Below are 19,864 nucleotides of genomic sequence, written 5' to 3' on the forward strand. Positions count from 1 at the left end.
ATGAACCAGAAATCACTTGCTTGCCATTGAGGGTGAGGGCTACTACATATACCGAGCCGCTATGACCCTCAAAAGTCCGCTCATTCTCCCCAGTTTTTAGATTCCAAAGCTTGAGTGTGTTGTCCTGTGAAGCAGAAATCACCTGCTTGCCATCGAGGGTGAGGGCTACTGCATATACCGAGCCGCTATGACCCTCAAAAGTCCGCTCATGCTTCCCAGTTTCCAAATTCCAGAGATTGAGTGTGTTGTCCTGTGAAGCAGAAATCACCTGCTTGCCATCTGGGGTGAGGGCTACTGCATATATCGAGCCTTGATGACCTTGGAAAGTACGCTCATGCTTCCCAGTTTCCAGATTCCAGAGATTGAGTGTGTTGTCCTCTGAAGCAGAAATTAGCTGCTTGCCATCGGGGGTAAGGGCTATTGCTGTTACCACGCTGTTATGACCGTAAAAAGTACGTTCATCCTCCCCAGTTTCCAAATTCCAGAGATTGAGTGTGTTGTCCTCTGAAGCAGAAATTAGCTGCTTGCCATTGGGGGTGAGGGCTACTGCTGTTACCATGCCGCTATGACCGTAAAAAGTACGCTCATTTTCCCCAGTTTCCAGATTCCAGAGTTTGAGTGTCCTGTCATCTGAAGCAGAAATCACCTGTTTACCATCGGGGGTGAGGGCTACTGCTGTTACCCTATCGCTATGACCTGAAAGCGTGAGAAGTAAACTTCCACCTGGGGAAATTAAGTTAAATATTAACGGACGGAACCAAGGTAAAACTTGCTGCTGCTTTGCTACTTTAAGCATTGCTTGAATTTTCGGTAGTGTAAAGTGCTGCATTCGCCCCCACAATTGCCCTGCCAGTTGCATTTTATCTTTTACTAAGATATGCGCTGACAGTCGCAACGCTCCTTGAATCAATTTCAGCGTTTTGACTTGCTCTGGATTATATTCTGGATTGTTTAATAGTTCTGAGTTGTCAATTAAATCATAATCCTCAATTAGTGACTGCACACCAAAATCAGAATGGTTGATTTTAGCATCAATAAAATCAAAATCAGTCAGTCTTTTATAAAGTGGTTTCCACTTTCCTATTTTGGCTTTAACACGAGGGTCAATGAGGATGGTTCGCTGGTCGCTTAAAGATAACTGAGCAAATTTTTCAGCAAAACTACTCATCTTGGTCCTCACCTCGTTTTAGGCTTGCCCACAATTGGTCATTAGAGTCAGAAATAAGAAGCTGAACCTCTTGCCAATCAATATAATTATTCTTTTTTTCTCTTTTTAGACTAGGTTGGTTGCGGAGAAAATCTGCAAAACTTTGGTGATAAATTGAATAGTAGTCTTCCTGATTTTGTTTTTGTTTTCTCAAGAATTCCAGCCACTTATTCAAAAGCTCCAACACATCATATTCATCTCGACCAGTGGTGCGGGCAATGGATTCACAGGAAATCGGTTTACCTACCTCAACCAGTACACAGAGGATAATCGCATTTGTCCGCTTCTCTGGAGTATCCATTCCCATCTGCTTCCAATGCTGTTCATAATAACCCTGAAGTTTATCAGGTAATTCTTCTAAACTTAAGTCTTGATAATCTCCTCTAGCAATACTTGGTAAGACATAGTAGAGGTACATAAAATTGTTTTCACTTTTTTGTGCTACCTGCTCAATAAAATATGGCGGCTGAATGTTGCGTTTTTGAATCCATGCTTTCAAACCCTGATGCTCTGGCTCATCATTGATAAATGTACTAATGTACTCTGTCACATCTTTTCGATTCCAGACCTCATACTTATTCGCTGTTAAATCCAACTGCTGCTCAACTTCTTCAGTCAGCAAGCGCTTTTCATTTTGGGCATAGCGTCGCCTAGTTAGCAGAAAATATATTCTTTCTGGCAGATTTTTGGGTAAATATAAAAGATTTCCCGACCCTGTTTGTTCGACTTCATCAAGAGCATCAACCACAATTAGCAAGCGTTCATCAGCCGCTAGCTTTTCATTTACTTTCTCCAGCAAAGTAGGTAAATTATCATTCTCTGCATTCTGTAAAGGATAGCGATTAATCAGTTGTTGACGAATACTTTGTAGAAACTTTTCTGGTGTGTTGAGACCTTGTGCCTGAATATTGAAATAGCAGATAGCTTTGTATTTAGATACGTATTGGGCCGCGATCGCACTTTTCCCCATCCCCGCATCACCAATCACAGTAAAATAACCTTTGCGATGTTTTTTGAGAAAATCATCAAACTCATTAAATACAAATACCCGTCCGCAAAATGCCTTAGTTTTTTCTTCGATGAGTGCTTTAAACTCATCTGGATAAAGAGACTGTTCTAGAGGTTCTTTTAATTGCTTCTTAGCTCTAGCTTCTGTAAGTGTCTTCAGTTGTTCTTGAATTTGTGCGTCAGCTATAATCTGCTGAGGATTGATAGAGCGGTTTGCTACACTGATAAAAATTTCGCGGAATTTCTCAACGGTTGCAAAATCTATGTTTTCCTTTTCTGCTTGAGCTTTTAAAATATTCCATTCTTGATTATTGGAACTTACAAAAGCTTTCCAAAAAGCTTCTTTAATCTCTTTTTTGCGAAGGAAATTGAGGGTTGACTCAGGGTCATACTCTACTAAAGCATTAGCATAAACTTCTTCAAATTTGCCGCCAGGCTGTATCTTTGCAAGTCCTAATTTTTGTAAACTTTTGATGACATATTCATTACTTTGAGCCTGTTGGATAGCTAGAGAAGCAGTAGCAGGAATAATAGCTTTAATCGCATTAATGACGAGGTTAATATCCATCTTTCCTGTGGTGAGAGCAGGTTGTGATACCCTTACCTTATCGCATATTCACTTAGTCAAATTACTTGCAAGCTCCCACGTTAGTGCAAGATGGATGTAGAGTTATGTCTGGTGCGATCGCCATAATATATCAACACAGTATTCCATAAATAGCTAGCGATCGCCTTTGCCATTGTGATGTAAAGTTATGTCTGGTGCGATGCTTCACAGTATCAGTTCACCACTTAAACCGTCACTGTGAATGCAGAAACTGTTTAGACCGCTCCCATCACGAGTCAGACCGCTCCCATCACGAGTTAGACCACTCCCGTCACGAGTTAGACCACTCCCGTCACGAGTTAGACTACTCCCGTCACGAGTTAGACCACTCCCGTCACGAGTCAGACCACTCCCGTCACGAGTTAGACCACTCCCGCCACGAGTCAGACTACTCCCGTCACGAGTTAGACCACTCCCGTCACGAGTCAGACCACTCCCGTCACGAGTCAGACCGCTCCCGTCACGAGTCAGACCGCTCCCGCTAAAACATTGGTCACTAACATCCTGACTTTCGTGACTAACAATAGCTGAGAAATCTACGGTAGTTGTTACTGTAAGCTATTCCCCAGTCCCCATTCTTTACTTTCCAGGCGGACACACTTGCTGCACTGTTTGGGGAAGTTGCCGACACATCTGCTGTAATCCTTGAGGATTAATTTGCCACCAAGCAAATAATCCCAGACTTGTACCCCCTACAAGCAACGCCAACACTCCCCCCAGCATTACCAAGCGTTTATCCCGATTAGGTTTTTTAATTAAGGTTGGTGAGATTTTTGGGCTTGTAAATGGTTCCTCTGAAAGATCCAAATCTAGATCCAAATCTAGATCCAAATCTAAATCCAAATCTAAATCCAAATCTAAATCCAAATCTAGATCCAAATCTAGATCCAAATCTGGCAAAGTTTGTGAACTTTCTGTAAAAGAAATTGGTTCCTCTTGTTCCTCTTGTATTTCTGCTTCTATAATCTCTTCTGGCAACGCCGGAGTCACAGGTACTAAGTATTCTGGAGAAACACGGTAATAAGTGAGAACAACCGACGTATTATCACGCCCATTTTTTTCGTTTGCCAAGTTAATCCAATTGCGGACAGCATCTTCAACTGTCAGTTCACCTGTGAACACGGGTATTGCATAATCCTGCCAAGATTGTTCCACCCAGTTATTATCACTTAAACCATCAGAACAGAGTAACAGGATGCCATCTTCTTCCACAATGAATCGCTGAAGCTTGAGACGTAAAGATTCTGCATCTCTTGTCCCCAATGCTTGAGTTAAAGCACTAGCATCTGCTCTCAAAAGTGCCTTCCGATACAAGCTTTTAGCAAAGCGTACTTCCCGCGTTGCGACATCATCATCTACTGTTAGTAGTTGGCAATAATTGCGAGTAATCCAATAGGCACGGCTATCGCCAACATTGGCTAAGTAAAGTTCATGAGTATTATTTGATTGCCACTCAGTACTCGTCTGCACTTGTTGGGGAACTTGTACCGCCATGACAATAGTTGTAGCCATGCGTTCTTTGCCTTGGCGTTTTTGTTCGTTATTGCGGGCACAAATCACATTATTTACTACCCGTAAGCTTGCTTCTAATTGTTCCTGCAACAACTCTGGTGGTACAAGTACAGTTTGTTCTGTTACCTCCGTTAGTAAAGCGCGAATTTGCAACTTTACAGATTGCACTGCCAACTTACTAGCAACCTCGCCGCCTTCATGTCCGCCAATGCCATCGCAAACAATCGACAAGTGAGACAATAAAGGTTCATCTAAGTTACTCAAAGCATTGGGGTAGCAAGCGTCTTCATTTTGTGCCATAACTAGGCCAATATCTGTAGAACCTGCCACCTTTAGAACTAATGGCAATTCTGCAGCAGCTGCTAGTAATAAATTATTAAGTTGAATATTAATAGCTTCTAATTCAACCTCAGTTTCACACATCTGCTGGACTATGTTCTCTAACCCTTTGGCAACTGATGCCTTTGCAGACGCTACCCAAAACCGCCAACACTGCCCCAGATTTTGTAAACTTAGCTTCTCATCTGCTGCTGTTTGATAGAATTCCAACAGTTGCACACACCAACCTTGGACTCTCAAGTTATTTACTACCAGTAAACTGCCGCTAAGTCCCAATTCTGATAAAGGTGTCCAAAGTTGGAGAATTTGCCACAACCAATAAACTTGTCGTACTGCGGTTGCTTGCTCCCATGCCTCAACAATAGTTGGATAAATATTTCCTGTCTCATCTATTGGCACATTTTCCAATAAAAGGATATCAGTTGTATCTCTTTCAAAGTTACAAGCAAACCCATAAGCTTGGGGCAAATGTAACCGCTCTTGATATAATAGTAGATAAGGAATTACTTCTTTTGGCAATTCTTCAGGTACATCTGGCGGGAGTCCCGGCTGAGTATCCAGCCAAATTTGGTGACTAATTACCTCATACCTGTCTGCTACCTTAGTGCCTGGTGAGATTTGAGCAGACAATGAGCCAGTAGCCCAAAGATAGCGGTGAACTAAAGGAGTTTGGCAACTGGCACAAACACTATCTTCCATAGGGTTAATGGGGCTATTACAGCTTGGATTTATACAATAAATTATCAGTTGAGTAGAAATCATAAAGGTATAAATTTAAGAAACCAATCAACTTATTGGCAATGACTTGAAGGCTAGAATAGACTGGATTGGTGTACCGCTAGCTACACCTTGTTACTGAAATTAATCAAAATATTGGTAAAAAAACCAAGTTTTGCTTTCTGTAAATAACTTAGTCTGGCTGTATCTAATCGTAGAAATAGATTTACGTCAATGTAGAGTTTAGGATGGCGCTATGCCAAGTTTTACCTTAATCTGGCTTCTGGCAGGAGCAGTTCTATGTCTAATGGAATTGTTCTTACCATCGGCGTTTGTCGCCTTCATGATGGGAATTAGCGCTTTTGTGGTGGCACTGCTGTCTGGAGTGGGTTTAGGAAGTGTATGGTTGCAAATTGTGGTTTGGCTGTTGGTTTCCACAGCATTAATCGTGCTTTCTCGTCGGTTTTTGCAACCGCGACAACGCAAATCTAAAATTCGGGATGCAGTCATAGCTGAAACCTTAACAGAAATTCTGCCTGGGAAAACAGGGCGGGTGCGGTATGAGGGAAATTCTTGGCAAGCAAGATGTGATGATGACAAATTTACCGTACCACCCCATCAAAGAGTTTATGTGGTTAGGCGAGAAGGTACTACTTTGATTGTGATACCAGAAAATTTGTTGAATTCTTAGTTAATGGGCATTGGGCATTGGGCATTGGGCATTGGGAAGAATTGATTTCCCTCACCTCCCCTGCCTCTTTGTCTCTTCTCTCCTTTTTGCTTTTGAGTGACACTTAATATTTAAAAATTAGGAGACTTACAATGGAACAGTTCTTTTTACTTGTCTTTTTAGCCCTTGGTGGTTCTGCTGTAGCGGGATCTGTGAAAGTCGTCAATCAAGGTAATCAAGCTTTGGTGGAAAGATTAGGTAGTTATAACAAAAAACTCGAACCAGGACTAAACTTTGTCATTCCTTTCTTAGATAGAGTTGTCTACCGAGAAACAATCCGCGAAAAGGTCTTAAATATTCCTCCCCAACAGTGCATTACCCGTGACAATGTTGGCATTGAAGTGGATGCAGTGTTTTACTGGCGGATTGTCGATATGGAAAAAGCCTGGTATAAGGTAGAAAATCTGGAGTCGGCAATGGTAAACATGGTGCTGACTCAAATTCGCGCCGAAATGGGACAACTAGAGTTGGATCAAACCTTTACTGCTCGTTCTCACATCAGTGAACTCTTATTACAGGATTTGGACGTTGCTACCGATCCTTGGGGTGTGAAAGTGACACGGGTAGAACTGCGAGATATTATTCCGTCTCAGGCGGTGCGAGAATCGATGGAATTGCAAATGTCGGCAGAACGACGCAAACGGGCAGCAATTTTAACTTCTGAGGGCGAACGCGAAGCTGCTGTTAATAGTGCTAGAGGTAAAGCAGAGGCGCAAATATTGGATGCGGAAGCTCGTCAAAAATCGACAATTCTGCAAGCGGAAGCTGAACAAAAGGCGATCGTTCTGAAAGCTCAAGCGGAACGTCAGCAGCAGGTTTTAAAAGCGCAGGCGATCGCAGAGTCTACTGAAATTATCGCCCAAAAGCTCCACGCTATCCCCAATGCCAATAAAGCAGTAGAAGTTCTGTTTGCCTTGGGCTATTTGGATATGGGCGCGACAATTGGTAGAAGCGATAGCAGCAAGGTCTTATTTATCGATCCGCGCACTATCCCTGCTGCTTTCGAGGGTATGCGCTCCATTATCTCAAATGGTCAGGTTGACTCTAACGAGTTGTTTTCTAAGCAAATACCAGGATTAGAAAATAACCGCCCTAGTTAACCCTCTTCTAATAAGTAGCTAGGCAAAATTAATTACAGCAGAATTCACAAGTAAAACACCCTTTATTCCTGGCTTTGAGACTTAGCTTGTGTACAACACCCAACTTTAAATCTGCTGTAATTACTCTCACCTTACTATCAAATGATTTCAGGTTAATAAGTTTGTAATGAGCAGATTTTCTAATTTCACTTCCTATATCCGTTGTAATAACTTAGACTTAATAGAACAAGGTTTTAGCCGCATTCTTGAGCAAGAAGGCAGTCGTCGCATCCCTTTGCCTCCCTTATCCATAGATGGCATTGACTTATCTGTAGAAGAAATTGAAAACGACGTTGAAAAACGACGTTGTTATAATTCTAATTTAGCTAACGAGCTATGGATGTTTGGATTATTTGTTGGCGAACTTGGATGGACGATTGTAAAAAGTTTTCCCCCTGATGTACTATGCCATCGAGCAAAAGACGTCGATCGCCCCCGATTATCGGAATTAGCAATGCATATTAATAGTGATACTTTTTACATCGGTTGTAACGGTGGCAGTGTCCTCATGGAAGCAGATGCGAAAGGGAAAGTCTTCATCTCTGGTTCAGTTGACAGGGATGACTCAGAACAAGATAAATTTTTTGAAGAGCAAATTAACTTAGTAGATAGTATCCAATCACTGGAGCAGATGAAGCTGATGTACTCAAAAGCACCCCAACGCTTCTTCCTGTTAAATGTTCCAGAACAGATGCAAAGGGCAGAGCAAGAACTAAAAGAAGAGCAAAATAGAAGGTTTGAGGAGTGGCAAGAGCAGTTTTTAGATGATTATGCCAAACGTTATTTTCCTCTAATGCCACCCAATGAGTTGGAACAGTGGAAGATAAGGTTTAGACAGAATAAACAGCAGCTATTTCAAGAAAAAGGAGGAAAGAAATTATTTCGAGCTTGGTCTTCTGAATATAGATGGCAGGACTTTAGCGATATGCCTAGCGGTTCTTTAATCACATTCGAGAGAGCCATAGGACGATTCTTAGGTGCTACACCTTCCTACTGGCATCTAGGAAGAGATCCTTTAGTTTACCGTGCCTACACCCAGCAGGAACAGCTAGAAGCCGATGGAGCGCGGCTATTGTACTTTCGACCTACCCAATAATTGCAAAAATTTGAAGCACAAAAATTATAGAAACCGATTTAAGCACTATCTTAATAAAGATGGAAATAAATTTTAGGCGATGTCTACGATGGGCTGTTCGGTGTCGCACTAATTGCCGCATTCTTCTAGTGATGAAATAATCAATTTTTGATAAGTTGTAAATTATGACGTTATCTATTCAGCCAACCACAGCATTAAGTGTAGAAGAGTTCTTAAAACTACCAGAAACCAAGCCAGAGAGTGAGTATTTTAACGGGCAAGTATACCAAAAACCTATGCCACAAGGAGAACACAGTACTTTACAAATTGAATTAGCTTCGGCCATAAATCAAGTTGCAAAACTACAAAAATTAGCTTATGCCTTTCCTGAATTACGCTGTACATTTGAAGGTCGTTCAATAGTACCAGATATTGCAGTTTTTGAATGGCAAAGAATTCCATTGCTTCCGAATGGAAGAATTACAAATAAATTTGAAATTCACCCAGATTGGATAATCGAAATTCTCTCACCGGAACAATCACCCAACCGAGTTATCAGCAAAATTATATTTTCTATCCAAAAGGGAGCAAAGCTTGGTTGGTTGCTCGATTCGGCTGATGAGTCAATCATGATTTTTGAACCCAATAAATTACCAGAATTAAAAGAAAGTCAAGATATTTTACCCGTTTTGAGTGTTTTGGAAAATTGGCAATTAACAGTTGCAGATGTATTTAGTTGGTTGAGTTTTATTCCTCTGATGAAATTGGTATGATTATTGACCAATCGCAGTAGCTTGATTTATCTGACATTTACTGCACAACCCAAAAAACTCTAGGGTGTGGTAAAAAACTTTAAACTTATGGCTGGATTCTAACTGGTCTTCTAGGTCATGAACGGGGCATTCATTAATCGGAATTGAAACACCGCATTGTAAGCAAGTTAGGTGGTGTTTGTCTTGCTGCGCTAGGCTGTAGAGGGCTTCACCGTTAGCCAAATTCCGCAGTTGTACCATGCCTTCCAGTTTTAAGGCTTCTAGGGAACGGTAAACTGTTGCTAAACCCATGCTCTGATTTGTGTTACGTAGCTCTACGTAAATATCCTGAGCGGAAATGCCTTTTTTGATGGTTTTCAATAGGTTGAAAATACGCTCTTGACTGCGGGTGCGTATGGCTCTCATAGACAATTATTTAAATATGCCACTGTAGTTGAAGCTGTTAGATGGGCTAATTGATCAATTAACTTTAACCGCTTCGTAATCTTATTTTCACTCAGTTAGAGCATAAAGTTATAGTATAGCGATCGCAGCATTCACCAAAAGCCCGTGCAAACCAAGTATTTAGCCAAAATTTTCGTAACGCTTCGTCCTTCAGTGTTAGACCCTGCTGGTGTGGCTGTACAATCCGGTCTTCAGCAACTGGGATACGATAACGTTGACCAGGTGCGGATTGGCAAGTACATTGAACTCACCATCACCTCAACTGAGGAGAAAAAAGCGCGTCAAGACCTCGATACCATTTGTAACCAAATGCTATCAAATCCCGTAATTGAAAATTACCGCTTTGATTTGATTGAGGTCGAAACCCAAACTGGGGTATTTTAGGGATTGGGCATGGGGCAATTCAATTTTGGATTTTGGATTTTAAATTTTGGATTAAATTTCAATCTAAAATCCAAAATCTAAAATCTAAAATTCTTGCTCCCCACTCCCCTGCTCCCGCCACTCCCCTGACTCCCCCACTCCCCACTCCCCTTGACTAATCATGAAATTCGGCGTTGTTGTTTTTCCAGGTTCTAATTGCGATCGCGATGTTGCTTATGTAACCAGAGATTTGCTCTTACAACCGACTCGCATGGTTTGGCATCAAGAAACCGACATTGCTGATTTGGATGTCGTAATTATACCTGGTGGTTTTAGTTACGGGGATTATCTGCGCTGTGGTGCGATCGCCCGTTTTTCACCGGTGATGCAGCAGGTTGTCGAACACGCTCAAAAAGGTAAGTTTGTTCTCGGTATTTGCAATGGTTTTCAGGTATTAACTGAAGCTGGACTTTTGCCAGGAGTGTTAACTAGAAATCGGGATTTGCATTTTATCTGCGATCGCATTCCCTTGAAAGTTGAGCGGACTAATCTTTCATGGACGCAAGCTTATACCAATAGTGAAGTTATCACTTTGCCCATTGCCCACGGAGAGGGGCGATTCTACGCTGATCAAGCCACTCTCGCAGAAATTGAAGATAACGGGCAAGTTGTGTTTCGTTATGAAGGGGAAAATCCTAACGGTTCACTAAATAACATTGCCGGGATTTGCGATCGTCGAGGCAATGTGTTGGGGATGATGCCGCACCCAGAAAGGGCGTCTGACGCGATGCTGGGAAATAGCGATGGGTTGAGGTTGTTTCAGGGATTGTTAGAGAAGGTAGCGGCATTAGCCTAGAGGGTTGGGCTACAGAGCGATCGCTGTCTGAAAGATCATGAAGATTCTTCTAGAGATAGCGATCGCTCCACAACGCGGCGGAAATAAGCCACCCATTTTAAATGTCTAAAACCCTTACGAATTACATCAAGTCCGGTTAATTAGTTATGATTCTCACAGTCATTACACCCCACCCCTTAATCCCCTCCTCGCTTGCGGGGAGGTTCTTCGGGTTTAATAAGTAATCAAGCGGACATGATATTACGCGTTCGCGTAGCGTCTCGTAGAGAAGCGGTACTAGCAACTTGGGGTTCCAAGAATAAGTCGCACATCGCGTCAAAATTAGCTTAGGAAGGTGGATTAAATAAAATACAAAACTTCATCCTATCTCTAGCTCCCCTCTCCAATATATCGGAGAGGGATTGAGGGTGAGGTAAGCCAGGGAGATAAATTGGATGTTATTTAATTCTTATTCCTTACCATCCCCAAGTACCAGGAGCGCCTTTAAAAGGCCCAACAATATCACTGGTGATCCAACCACCGTAGAAGTTACCTGGTTGTGGTTGCACCTCTTCGCCATTCAGGTAGCAATTATCCATTAGATGAGCGTAAAAAGCTACATAGTCCTTGAGAGATTCAAAAGCTGGTGTCGGGTTGGGGTAAAACCAAGCAGCATTCTGGACTTCTTTATCACCAACTCTGATTGTGTAGTAACCAGCACTTCCCTTCCACTCGCAAAAGCTAGACTGCGGCATCAGTTGTAAATATTCCATTTTGATATCCGCAGGAGGAATGTAGTAAGAAGGAGGATGACTAGTTTCTAAAACACGTTTGGCGTTGTGAGTATTTGCAATTATTACTCCATTAAAGATTATTTGGATATGTTTACTTGTGTCCTCCAGACGGGGAGGACGGGGGTAATCCCAAACTGATTCTTGTCCAGGAGCGGGTTCGGTGCGTTGAGAATTAACCATTTAACAATTCAAAATTCAAAATTGTTTGACTACAAGTACTAACGTACCTCTTTAAGAGTATCAACTTGCTTGGTAAACAACTCAGTGAATAAACTCAGCACACTCCGTTCTTCGCGCACTTTTATATTGGCACTGATGGACATACCTGATTGCAAGTTGACCTTTTTACCCTTAATCATTAAAGATTGTTTATCCAATGAGACTCTTGCCGGAAATCTATAAAACTGATGTGTTTGATCTGGCGGTAATGCGTCTGAGCCGATGTCAATCACTTTTCCTTTGATATCGCCAAACTCACTGTAAGGAAAGGAGTCAATTCTGACATCTACCTTCATATCTTTTCGTACAAAACCAATATCTTTGTTAGTGATGAAAACTTCAGCTATATAGTTATCATTTGGGACAATTTGCAGCAGTTTTGTCGTTGGAGTGGCTACAAATCCAGGGTTTTTTGCTTGTAAATCGAAAACTGTTCCACCTACAGGCGCACGGAGTTCTTCATATCTAATATTTAACTGTGATTGAGAGATTTTACTATTAACATCTGCTAAACGCTGCTCATTATCCAGCACAACTTTCATGAATTGGCTATCGATTGCGGCAATACGCTGTTTGTTATCAGCTATCTTATCCAAAATGGTTTTATCAGAAAGAGCCACCGTATTGCTTAACTCTTGTCGTCCTTTTTCTATATCAAACTGGAGGCGTTTTGTTTCCTCACCTAGTTGCGCTACTTCCGCCGTGCGGTTTTGTACTTCTTGTTGCTGGTTGAGATACTGAAGTTGAGAAATTCCACCTTCTTGTGCTAATGTTCTCAGCCTATTTAAAATCCCCCGTTGAATAGCTAAACTTGCTTTACTATCTTCCAGCTTAAATTTATTTTGACTAAGTTGTTTTTTAGTTTTTTCTACTTCCAATCGGGCGGCTAAGGAACGAGAATCTAATTCTTTTTTGGCAACTTGTAGAAGTTTTTGCTCATCAATTCCTACCGCAGTATCTTGACCAGAATTTTTTAATTGAGTCCGCAATAATTCATTTTCTTTTACTAGCGCTGACCGACTTTTCAACAGAAAAGCAGTTTCTGGTGGCAAATTTCCGCCCAAATATAAGAGTTCAGATCCTGTGGTGTTACTTGCACTCATCAATCGCCGATAAATCTGGTTTTCTTTAATTAATGCAACGCGAATGTTCTTCAAAGAATCTAATTCAGCAACAGAAGCAATTGAATCAAAAGTCACCAACAAATCTCCTGGCTTTACTTCTTGTCCATCTTTAACATTAACCGTTTTCACCACTCCACTAACAGGAGCCTGAATGTCTTTGACTGTTCCTTGTGGTTTTAATTGCCCTGTTGCTGGCACTACTTGCTCAATTTTTGCAAAATAAGCCCAACCAATTCCAAAACAGGCTAGCAGAATTAGAGTAACCATGATTGTCCGCGACCAAATTGGAGATTGGCGCAAGACAATGGATTGCTCAAATTCTTGAGTGTTTGAGTTAGTTAAAGACTGTCGAGCCGCTTTCTGTCCCTTTGTCTGTTGCTTTGTAAGTACCTGTGAATCTTCCTTTACTCCATTTTTCTGATTGCCGTTGAGGTGATTCCCATTAAGTTGAGTCATAACGATTTTGGGTTTTGGGTTTGAGATTTCTTGTAGGGTGGGCACTATTTATCAATGCCGAAAACTTGGATTTTGATATTTGTGACATTGCCTACTTTACACTGATTGCTGTATCTATGGAATGTTAGTCAAACAGAAAATTTTCTCATGCCATGCTCCCACCAGCAATGACTAATTACAAGTTAACATCTTGTTGCTGATACAGATAAGAATAATGACCTTTAATAGCCATTAGTTGTTGATGGCTGCCTTGTTCTATAACCCTGCTATTATCCATCACGACGATCTTATCTGCATTACTGACGGTGTTCAGCCGGTGGGTAATAAAAAATACTGTATCACCCTTGAATGCTTTAGCTAAATTCAGACATATTTGCCGTTCTGTGGGATAATCTAAGGCGCTAGTTGCTTCATCTAAAACTAATAATTTTGGTCGTTGTAAAACAGAGCGAGCGATCGCAATTCTCTGTCGTTGTCCACCTGAAAGTGCAGAACCCCGTTCTCCCACCCGCGTGTTGTAACCGTTGGGCAAGTTCATGACAAACTCGTGGGCGCAAGCCACCTGAGCCGCTTCGATAATTTCTTCGGTTGTGGCATCGGGATTCGTCAGAGCAATATTTTCCTGAACGCTGCCGTCAAACAATAATGTCTCTTGGGGAACTACGCCTATCTGCCGTCGCAGTGAATAAAGTTCCACTTTGGCAATATCATAATCATCAATCAAAATTCTGCCGGACTCGGTTTCGTAAAGTCTCAGTAGTAACTTCATCATCGTACTTTTACCAGATCCACTTTGTCCGACAATGCCGATAAATTGACCTGGAGCAAATTCGAGGGTGACATTAGAAAGTTGCAGAGGGCCACTTGTGCCAAACCGGAAGGAAACATTTTCGTATTTGACAGCTCCCTTGATCGTCGGTAAGGGTATATTGTAACGGTCTGTTTCTCCTTCTTGTGGTGTATCGACAATATCGCCTAAACGTTCTATGGACAAGGCAGTTTCTTGGAAGCTTTGCCAGAGTTGAGCCAAGCGCAATATTGGACTGGTGACGTAACCCGATATAATCCTAAAGGCAATTAATTCGCCTAAAGTTAATTCTCCTTTAAGTACTAAATAAGCTCCTACCCATAAGACTAGTAAGCTGCTGAGTTTGTTGAGGAAGCTGCTGGTAGAGTTGGCGAGGGTAGAAGTCACAACTGTTTTAAAACCGGCGGCGACAAATCGAGCGTAACGTTCTTGCCAGGAAAAGCGGGTTCGTAATTCAATATTTTGCGCTTTTACTGTTTGAATTCCTGACATCACCTCCACTAAATAAGATTGAGTTTCAGCGTTGCGTTCGGCTTTGCCACGTAATTGTCTGCTAATGGTAGGAGAAGCAATTAGGATGACAATGATAAACACCGGAATTGTGCTTAAGCCTACTAAGGTGAGTTGCCAACTGTAAATCAGCATCACACCGATATAAACCAGTGAGAATAGAGCATCTAACCCCACTGTTAAAGCAGTACCCGTGAGGAATTGGCGGATATTTTCTAGTTCGTTGATGCGAGTGGAAAGTTCCCCCACTGGTCGGCGTTCAAAATAGCGCAGAGGTAAACGTAGTAAGTGATCGATGATTTCCGACCCTAAACTCATATCGATCCGGTTAGTGGTATCAACAAATAAGTAGGTTCGTAAGGTAGTCAACACCGCTTCAAATATTGCAACTACTAATAGCAAAACCCCCAAAATATGTAGAGTACCAATACTATTTTGAGTGATAACTTTGTCAATAATTACCTGGACGACCAGAGGATTTGCCAACGCCGCCAACTGCACGAAAAAGGAAGCGATAAAGACCTCTATCAGGACTCGACGGTAGCGTGACAAATAGGGCAGAAACCATCGTAAACCAAAGCGCTCTTGGGGTGTTTCTTTGGTAGGAGTGAGCAGTAAGACTCTAACTTGGGGCGGAAAGTTGATTGGATCAACATCTAATTGTTCAATCAATTCGGCGGGTTTGCAGCGCACAATTCCTTCGGATGGAACACCCACAACCATAGTATTCGCATCCGATTCAAATAAAACGGCAAAACTATCACCATAGCGAATCAATGCTGGTGTAGGAATGCGCGTCACAGAGGCGACTGGTAGCTCTATCAACTGCGCCTTAAGTCCGATTAACTCTGCTAGGTAGGCAGTAACTTGAAACGATATAGTACCCTGACGTTTGACTTGCTCAGTTAAGATGCGGCGAACCACCTCTCGACGAAAGGGCATTTCTAGGTGCTTCGCGATCATTTGGAAGCAGGCGAAGGCTGTATTTAGTTCTCCGTTACCACTAAAAAAGGGGTATTTGTATTTTAGCGAACTCTTTGAGGTCCCAGAGGCTGTCTGTGGAACGATTTCGTCCGATGCGTAGGGAATATCTATTTCTTCTGCGCTATTTGATTTGGTGTCACTTACCACAAGTTCTGTCTGAGGAGGGACTTCCAAGATCAAATCTGACGGATGTATACCAAGCAACCGTGCGGGGTTTTGACCGATGACTTGGATATTGTCTCTGTCATCGTGCGATTCTAGGCGATCGCTAGGTGATAAATTCGTGACTGTCCCGCCGCCACTGATAAACCAGACCCTTTCGCGATCTAGTTGGTTGAATGGAGTTTTTCCTGGAGGGAGGTAATGTATTTTCGCCTGTGGTAAGGCATTTTCTGCCAGTTCTCTGAGATTTAAAGTAGCTATTGCTTGCTTTTGCCAATAGGAACTCAGAATATCGAAAACTTCCACCAAATAACTGCGGTTCTTGCGAGCATCGGCAAAAGCTGGGTATAAAGTCAGAAAGCTAAAATATGCCGATGCACTCAAGGTTAAACATACTACTTCGGTTGAGGCGATCGCTGTCTCACAGGCGACATCGCGCAGCAAACCAATTTCGCCGATAATTTCGCCCGGTTGCAGTAATTTTAGGGTGATTGGTAGTTGCGTCTGGGGGTCATATCCCAACAGGCGCACTTGTCCCTCATAAATGATCGTGATCTGTTGCGGCAGACTTTCTTTACCAATGATTTTCTGACCGATGCGATAGCGCCAAGCTTGCAGCTGTTCTGATAGATTGGCGATCGCTCCATCTGGTAACTGATCAAACCCTTCTACGGTGGTGAGAAATTCGGCAAACGTGTTCTTAATGTAAGTCATATAAAACAAGTCGAAGGGAAAAGTGAGGAATAAAGTCGAAAATATTAGGGAGTATCTCTTTTACTAACAGTAGCAGTGTTTAATTTTATGCCAGCAGCCGCAAGACTTCTCTGCTATTCAGTGTGCATGAATATCTAAAAGCACAGAGGGTAGCTTTGTCTAATTGCAGTTCTGCATCCATATCACAGGGTTCCTAATGTTATGCATTATTCAAAACAAAGATAGTGTAAATAGATCGAGGACAAGTTATCACTTGGTTAACGCTAGATAATTTACGCCATCATCGCGTTAATTTATACAAGTTGAAAATTAATATTTAGCATTGCAAGTATGCAAGATGGATACTTATCGTCAAACCAAGACAGATAAACGCAGTTGTTAAACTTAGCGTCGGATATTTGAATTTATGATAATCTACATGAAAATATCACAAATGCTTTCCTAAGTAAATCCCCTCATTAAGAATTGTGTAATTAAAAAAACTTTAAATTTCTGAATTCTTTTTGACAAATTCTTAAATGTAGGGATTGATCCCATCACTATTGATTAGCGAAAAATAACAAACTTCAGTTGTCAAACAGCAGCCATGACTTTTCGGCCAGATTAATTCAATAAAAATTAACTGGAAAAGTAAAGGTAAAGATTTTTTGATAACCTGACAGTAATCAACTACTCAATTTATGAAGAAAAGACAATAATTGCCTTCAGTAAATCTACTAATTTAATTAATATAGAGTCCATGTTTATATGCAATAAGTATTAAACCCGTATTTCTCACAAGTATTGCGTTGGCGACATCAGCACTTCGACCCTTCTCGTAGAGAAAGGCAAGCTCAGTTACCACCGCCGGCATTGCATTAATCATAACCTTTGCCCAGACTATATTTCGGGCATTTTTGCCTGGGAAGAATTTTCATATAGCGTGAAACGCAGAAATCTAGGTTTTATCAGGCTTTGAGAAATGTGGTGAGAAAGCCGGGATAAAGCAACCTGATCTCGCAACAGGGATGAGGTTGATAAATTTTATACAAAAATTACTATTACTTAATACTATGCAGCATTAACACTTAGATTCACACGTAAAATGATATTGTCCTAATTCCTAAGACAAAGAATATCCAGTTGCTTTCTTAACGTATTGAATGACTTTTTGATATGATTCAGGATTACTCACAGGGTTGATGATGATCGAGATAGTGCCATCTGGCAACCAAAAAGTTATCCTGCCGTTCGGTTCATGACAAAAGCAACTGATGCAGTTGAGATTAATTACATATTCCTTTTTTTCGTAAATAATTTTCACCCAGTGGGCATGATCTAATTTCAACCCCGTCACAGATTCTAAATAATTGAGAATTTTTTGATAGTCTTCCAGGTTACTTTGTGGGTTAATCACTATGGGAATGGCACTATCGGGCAACCAAAAAGTAACCCTGCCATTCAGTTCATAACAAAAAGCATGGACACACTCAAAATCCACTACATATTCTTTCCTCTCGTAAAGGATTCTCACCCAGTACGCCACAACATCTCCTCAAGTCCGAAATTTATAAATGATGCACCCTGAATGTCCAAATCTGCTGAAGCCTTAAGTTAATGTTGCTATGCACGAATTCAAAGTCTAAAAATTAATTTTGAATGCGTGAATTTTGAATTGTTACGACACCTCCAATGGTGTTGGTTTACCAGATGTTGAGATAGAAAGAGCGATCGCTGCTTGAATGAAGCCTTTAAATAAGGGATGAGGGGTACTGGGGCGCGATTGAAATTCTGGATGGAATTGGCAAGCAAGAAAGAATGGGTGCTTGGGTAATTCCACAATTTCAACTAAGCGTCCATCGGGAGAAGTGCCACTGATCACATAGCCAGACTTCAATAACAGATCGCGGTAATCATTGTTGAACTCATATCGATGTCGATGTCGTTCATAAATTACATCTTCTTGATAAAGCTTGAAAGCTAGAGTATCAGGAAGAACACGACAAGGATATAGCCCCAAGCGCATTGTACCCCCTAAATCAACTACTTCCTGCTGTCCTGGCAATAAATTAATTACCGGATCGGTTGTATAGGGGTCAAATTCAGCACTATTAGCATCTGTCAATCCCCCTACGTGCCTAGCCCATTCAATCACAGAACATTGCATTCCCAGGCATAAGCCCAAAAAGGGAATTTGGCGATCGCGCGCGTATTTAATCGCAGCAATTTTCCCATCCACCCCCCGAACACCAAAACCTCCTGGTACAACTATGCCATCGACACCTTCAAGATGAGTTTCGGCTGCTTCAGTTTCCAAATCTTCTGAGTTCACCCAACGCAGACGCAGTTTGCCATAAGTGGAGATTGCAGCATGGTTGAGTGCTTCCACTACAGATAAGTAAGCATCACTTAACTGCACATATTTACCGACAATGGCAATTTCTACCTCGTGCTTGGGACTATGTAACCGTTTTACTAGGGTTTGCCACTGAGTCAAATCTGGTTTACGTTGCTCCATTTGCAGCAAGTCTAGCACTTGTTCTGCCATTCCCTCCCATTCCAGATTTAGCGGTACTTCATAGATACTTTTGGCATCTTGGGAAGTGATCACACATTCTTCGGGGACATCGCAAAATCCCGACAATTTCTGCTTTAATCCCTTGGGTAAGGGGCGATCGCTCCGACAAACTAAAATATCTGGTTGAATGCCAATTGATCTCAGTTCCTTAACTGAATGCTGTGTTGGCTTAGTTTTCATTTCACCCGCAGAGGCAATCCACGGTACCAGCGTTACGTGCATATACAACACATTCTGCCGTCCCACTTCTTTGCGGAACTGGCGAATTGCTTCCAAAAACGGCAGTGATTCAATATCTCCCACCGTACCGCCGATTTCTGTAATCACTACAGAGGGGTTTGTACTTTTAGCAACTCGCAGAATTCGCTCTTTTATTTCATTGGTAATATGTGGAATAACTTGTACAGTACCGCCATTGTAGTCTCCGCGTCGCTCTTTATTGATGACTGCCTGGTAAATCGAGCCAGTAGTAACACAGTTCAAGCGCGACATTGAGGTATCAGTGAAGCGTTCGTAATGCCCCAAGTCCAAATCTGTCTCCGCACCATCCTGGGTAACGAATACTTCCCCATGCTGAAAGGGACTCATCGTGCCAGGATCGATATTGATATAAGGGTCGAGTTTAAGAATCGACACCGAATATTCGCGCGACTTGAGCAAACGCCCTAGACTTGCTGCTACAATGCCTTTACCAATACTGGAAACTACGCCTCCAGTTACAAAGATAAACTTAGTCATAGGACTTTGAATTTCTAACAACTTCTAAAAATACATCCCGTCATTGTGC

General features: G+C 41.8%; 15 protein-coding genes and 1 pseudogene. 7 read left to right on the top strand and 9 right to left on the bottom strand.

The genetic code is table 11. The annotated features are described in order from the left end of the window. Together V7K31_RS00495 and V7K31_RS00500 are read right to left on the bottom strand one after the other, a co-directional pair. Positions 1-1,168 (bottom strand): annotated as a pseudogene (locus V7K31_RS00495) (hypothetical protein); the annotation flags it as partial. Further along, on the bottom strand, positions 1,161-2,783 hold the full coding sequence (locus V7K31_RS00500) for an AAA family ATPase (protein WP_335091958.1): 1,623 nt from the start codon (positions 2,781-2,783) through the stop codon (positions 1,161-1,163). The pseudogene V7K31_RS00495 and the gene V7K31_RS00500, both read right to left, overlap by 8 nt. Positions 2,784-2,977: 194 nt before the next feature. Between V7K31_RS00500 and V7K31_RS00505 the strand changes: the two genes are divergently transcribed. After that, positions 2,978-3,307: a hypothetical protein gene (locus V7K31_RS00505; protein WP_335091959.1), complete on the top strand. Its 330-nt coding sequence runs from the start codon at positions 2,978-2,980 to the stop codon at positions 3,305-3,307. Between the two features lie 94 nt (positions 3,308-3,401). Here V7K31_RS00505 and V7K31_RS00510 read toward each other — a convergent pair whose 3' ends face one another. Further along, complete coding sequence (locus V7K31_RS00510; protein WP_335091960.1) at positions 3,402-5,435, bottom strand: PP2C family protein-serine/threonine phosphatase; 2,034 nt, start codon at positions 5,433-5,435, stop codon at positions 3,402-3,404. Between the two features lie 211 nt (positions 5,436-5,646). Between V7K31_RS00510 and V7K31_RS00515 the strand changes: the two genes are divergently transcribed. From V7K31_RS00515 to V7K31_RS00530, 4 genes are all read left to right on the top strand, one after another. After that, positions 5,647-6,081, top strand: coding sequence for an NfeD family protein (locus V7K31_RS00515; RefSeq protein ID WP_335091962.1), 435 nt, complete (start codon positions 5,647-5,649; stop codon positions 6,079-6,081). Between the two features lie 131 nt (positions 6,082-6,212). Further along, entirely contained in the window at positions 6,213-7,220 is a 1,008-nt protein-coding gene (locus V7K31_RS00520) for an SPFH domain-containing protein (RefSeq protein ID WP_335091963.1), read from the top strand. A gap of 166 nt (positions 7,221-7,386) precedes the next feature. Next, positions 7,387-8,355: a hypothetical protein gene (locus tag V7K31_RS00525; RefSeq protein WP_335091965.1), complete on the top strand. Its 969-nt coding sequence runs from the start codon at positions 7,387-7,389 to the stop codon at positions 8,353-8,355. Positions 8,356-8,519: 164 nt separating this feature from the next. Next, complete coding sequence (locus tag V7K31_RS00530; protein ID WP_335091967.1) at positions 8,520-9,107, top strand: Uma2 family endonuclease; 588 nt, start codon at positions 8,520-8,522, stop codon at positions 9,105-9,107. Here V7K31_RS00530 and V7K31_RS00535 read toward each other — a convergent pair whose 3' ends face one another. Further along, positions 9,108-9,512, bottom strand: a complete 405-nt coding sequence (locus V7K31_RS00535; RefSeq protein ID WP_335091969.1) for a Fur family transcriptional regulator — start codon at positions 9,510-9,512, stop codon at positions 9,108-9,110. A gap of 144 nt (positions 9,513-9,656) precedes the next feature. Here V7K31_RS00535 and purS point away from each other — a divergent pair, with 144 nt between their 5' ends. Both purS and purQ read left to right on the top strand, forming a co-directional pair. Continuing rightward, positions 9,657-9,935, top strand: coding sequence for a phosphoribosylformylglycinamidine synthase subunit PurS (purS, locus tag V7K31_RS00540; RefSeq protein WP_335091971.1), 279 nt, complete (start codon positions 9,657-9,659; stop codon positions 9,933-9,935). A 160-nt stretch (positions 9,936-10,095) separates the two neighbouring features. Further along, entirely contained in the window at positions 10,096-10,770 is a 675-nt protein-coding gene (gene purQ / locus V7K31_RS00545; RefSeq protein WP_335091973.1) for a phosphoribosylformylglycinamidine synthase subunit PurQ, read from the top strand. A gap of 455 nt (positions 10,771-11,225) precedes the next feature. Here purQ and V7K31_RS00550 read toward each other — a convergent pair whose 3' ends face one another. From V7K31_RS00550 to V7K31_RS00570, 5 genes are all read right to left on the bottom strand, one after another. Beyond that, a complete protein-coding gene (locus V7K31_RS00550; RefSeq protein ID WP_335091974.1) occupies positions 11,226-11,723 on the bottom strand; it encodes a DUF427 domain-containing protein in 498 nt (165 codons plus the stop codon). A 38-nt stretch (positions 11,724-11,761) separates the two neighbouring features. Next, complete coding sequence (locus tag V7K31_RS00555) at positions 11,762-13,342, bottom strand: HlyD family efflux transporter periplasmic adaptor subunit (RefSeq protein WP_335091975.1); 1,581 nt, start codon at positions 13,340-13,342, stop codon at positions 11,762-11,764. Between the two features lie 175 nt (positions 13,343-13,517). Further along, on the bottom strand, positions 13,518-16,520 hold the full coding sequence (locus tag V7K31_RS00560) for a peptidase domain-containing ABC transporter (RefSeq protein ID WP_335091976.1): 3,003 nt from the start codon (positions 16,518-16,520) through the stop codon (positions 13,518-13,520). Between the two features lie 1,102 nt (positions 16,521-17,622). After that, positions 17,623-18,045: a hypothetical protein gene (locus V7K31_RS00565; RefSeq protein WP_334827584.1), complete on the bottom strand. Its 423-nt coding sequence runs from the start codon at positions 18,043-18,045 to the stop codon at positions 17,623-17,625. A gap of 132 nt (positions 18,046-18,177) precedes the next feature. Next, on the bottom strand, positions 18,178-19,815 hold the full coding sequence (locus V7K31_RS00570) for a CTP synthase (protein ID WP_335091977.1): 1,638 nt from the start codon (positions 19,813-19,815) through the stop codon (positions 18,178-18,180). Positions 19,816-19,864 lie beyond the last annotated feature (49 nt).

Origin of the sequence: Nostoc sp., from assembly GCF_036917675.1 — a bacterium.
In the GTDB taxonomy this organism is placed as follows: domain Bacteria; phylum Cyanobacteriota; class Cyanobacteriia; order Cyanobacteriales; family Nostocaceae; genus Nostoc.

Bases quoted from the DNA above. Each gene is read 5' to 3' on its own strand.
- V7K31_RS00535 (WP_335091969.1), bottom strand. From the start codon at position 9,512: ATGAGAGCCATACGCACCCGCAGTCAAGAGCGTATTTTCAACCTATTG.
- V7K31_RS00500 (WP_335091958.1), bottom strand. From the start codon at position 2,783: ATGGATATTAACCTCGTCATTAATGCGATTAAAGCTATTATTCCTGCT.
- purQ (WP_335091973.1), top strand. From the start codon at position 10,096: ATGAAATTCGGCGTTGTTGTTTTTCCAGGTTCTAATTGCGATCGCGAT.
- V7K31_RS00515 (WP_335091962.1), top strand. From the start codon at position 5,647: ATGCCAAGTTTTACCTTAATCTGGCTTCTGGCAGGAGCAGTTCTATGT.
- V7K31_RS00550 (WP_335091974.1), bottom strand. From the start codon at position 11,723: ATGGTTAATTCTCAACGCACCGAACCCGCTCCTGGACAAGAATCAGTT.
- V7K31_RS00525 (WP_335091965.1), top strand. From the start codon at position 7,387: ATGAGCAGATTTTCTAATTTCACTTCCTATATCCGTTGTAATAACTTA.
- V7K31_RS00555 (WP_335091975.1), bottom strand. From the start codon at position 13,342: ATGACTCAACTTAATGGGAATCACCTCAACGGCAATCAGAAAAATGGA.
- V7K31_RS00570 (WP_335091977.1), bottom strand. From the start codon at position 19,815: ATGACTAAGTTTATCTTTGTAACTGGAGGCGTAGTTTCCAGTATTGGT.
- V7K31_RS00560 (WP_335091976.1), bottom strand. From the start codon at position 16,520: ATGACTTACATTAAGAACACGTTTGCCGAATTTCTCACCACCGTAGAA.
- V7K31_RS00530 (WP_335091967.1), top strand. From the start codon at position 8,520: ATGACGTTATCTATTCAGCCAACCACAGCATTAAGTGTAGAAGAGTTC.
- V7K31_RS00520 (WP_335091963.1), top strand. From the start codon at position 6,213: ATGGAACAGTTCTTTTTACTTGTCTTTTTAGCCCTTGGTGGTTCTGCT.
- V7K31_RS00510 (WP_335091960.1), bottom strand. From the start codon at position 5,435: ATGATTTCTACTCAACTGATAATTTATTGTATAAATCCAAGCTGTAAT.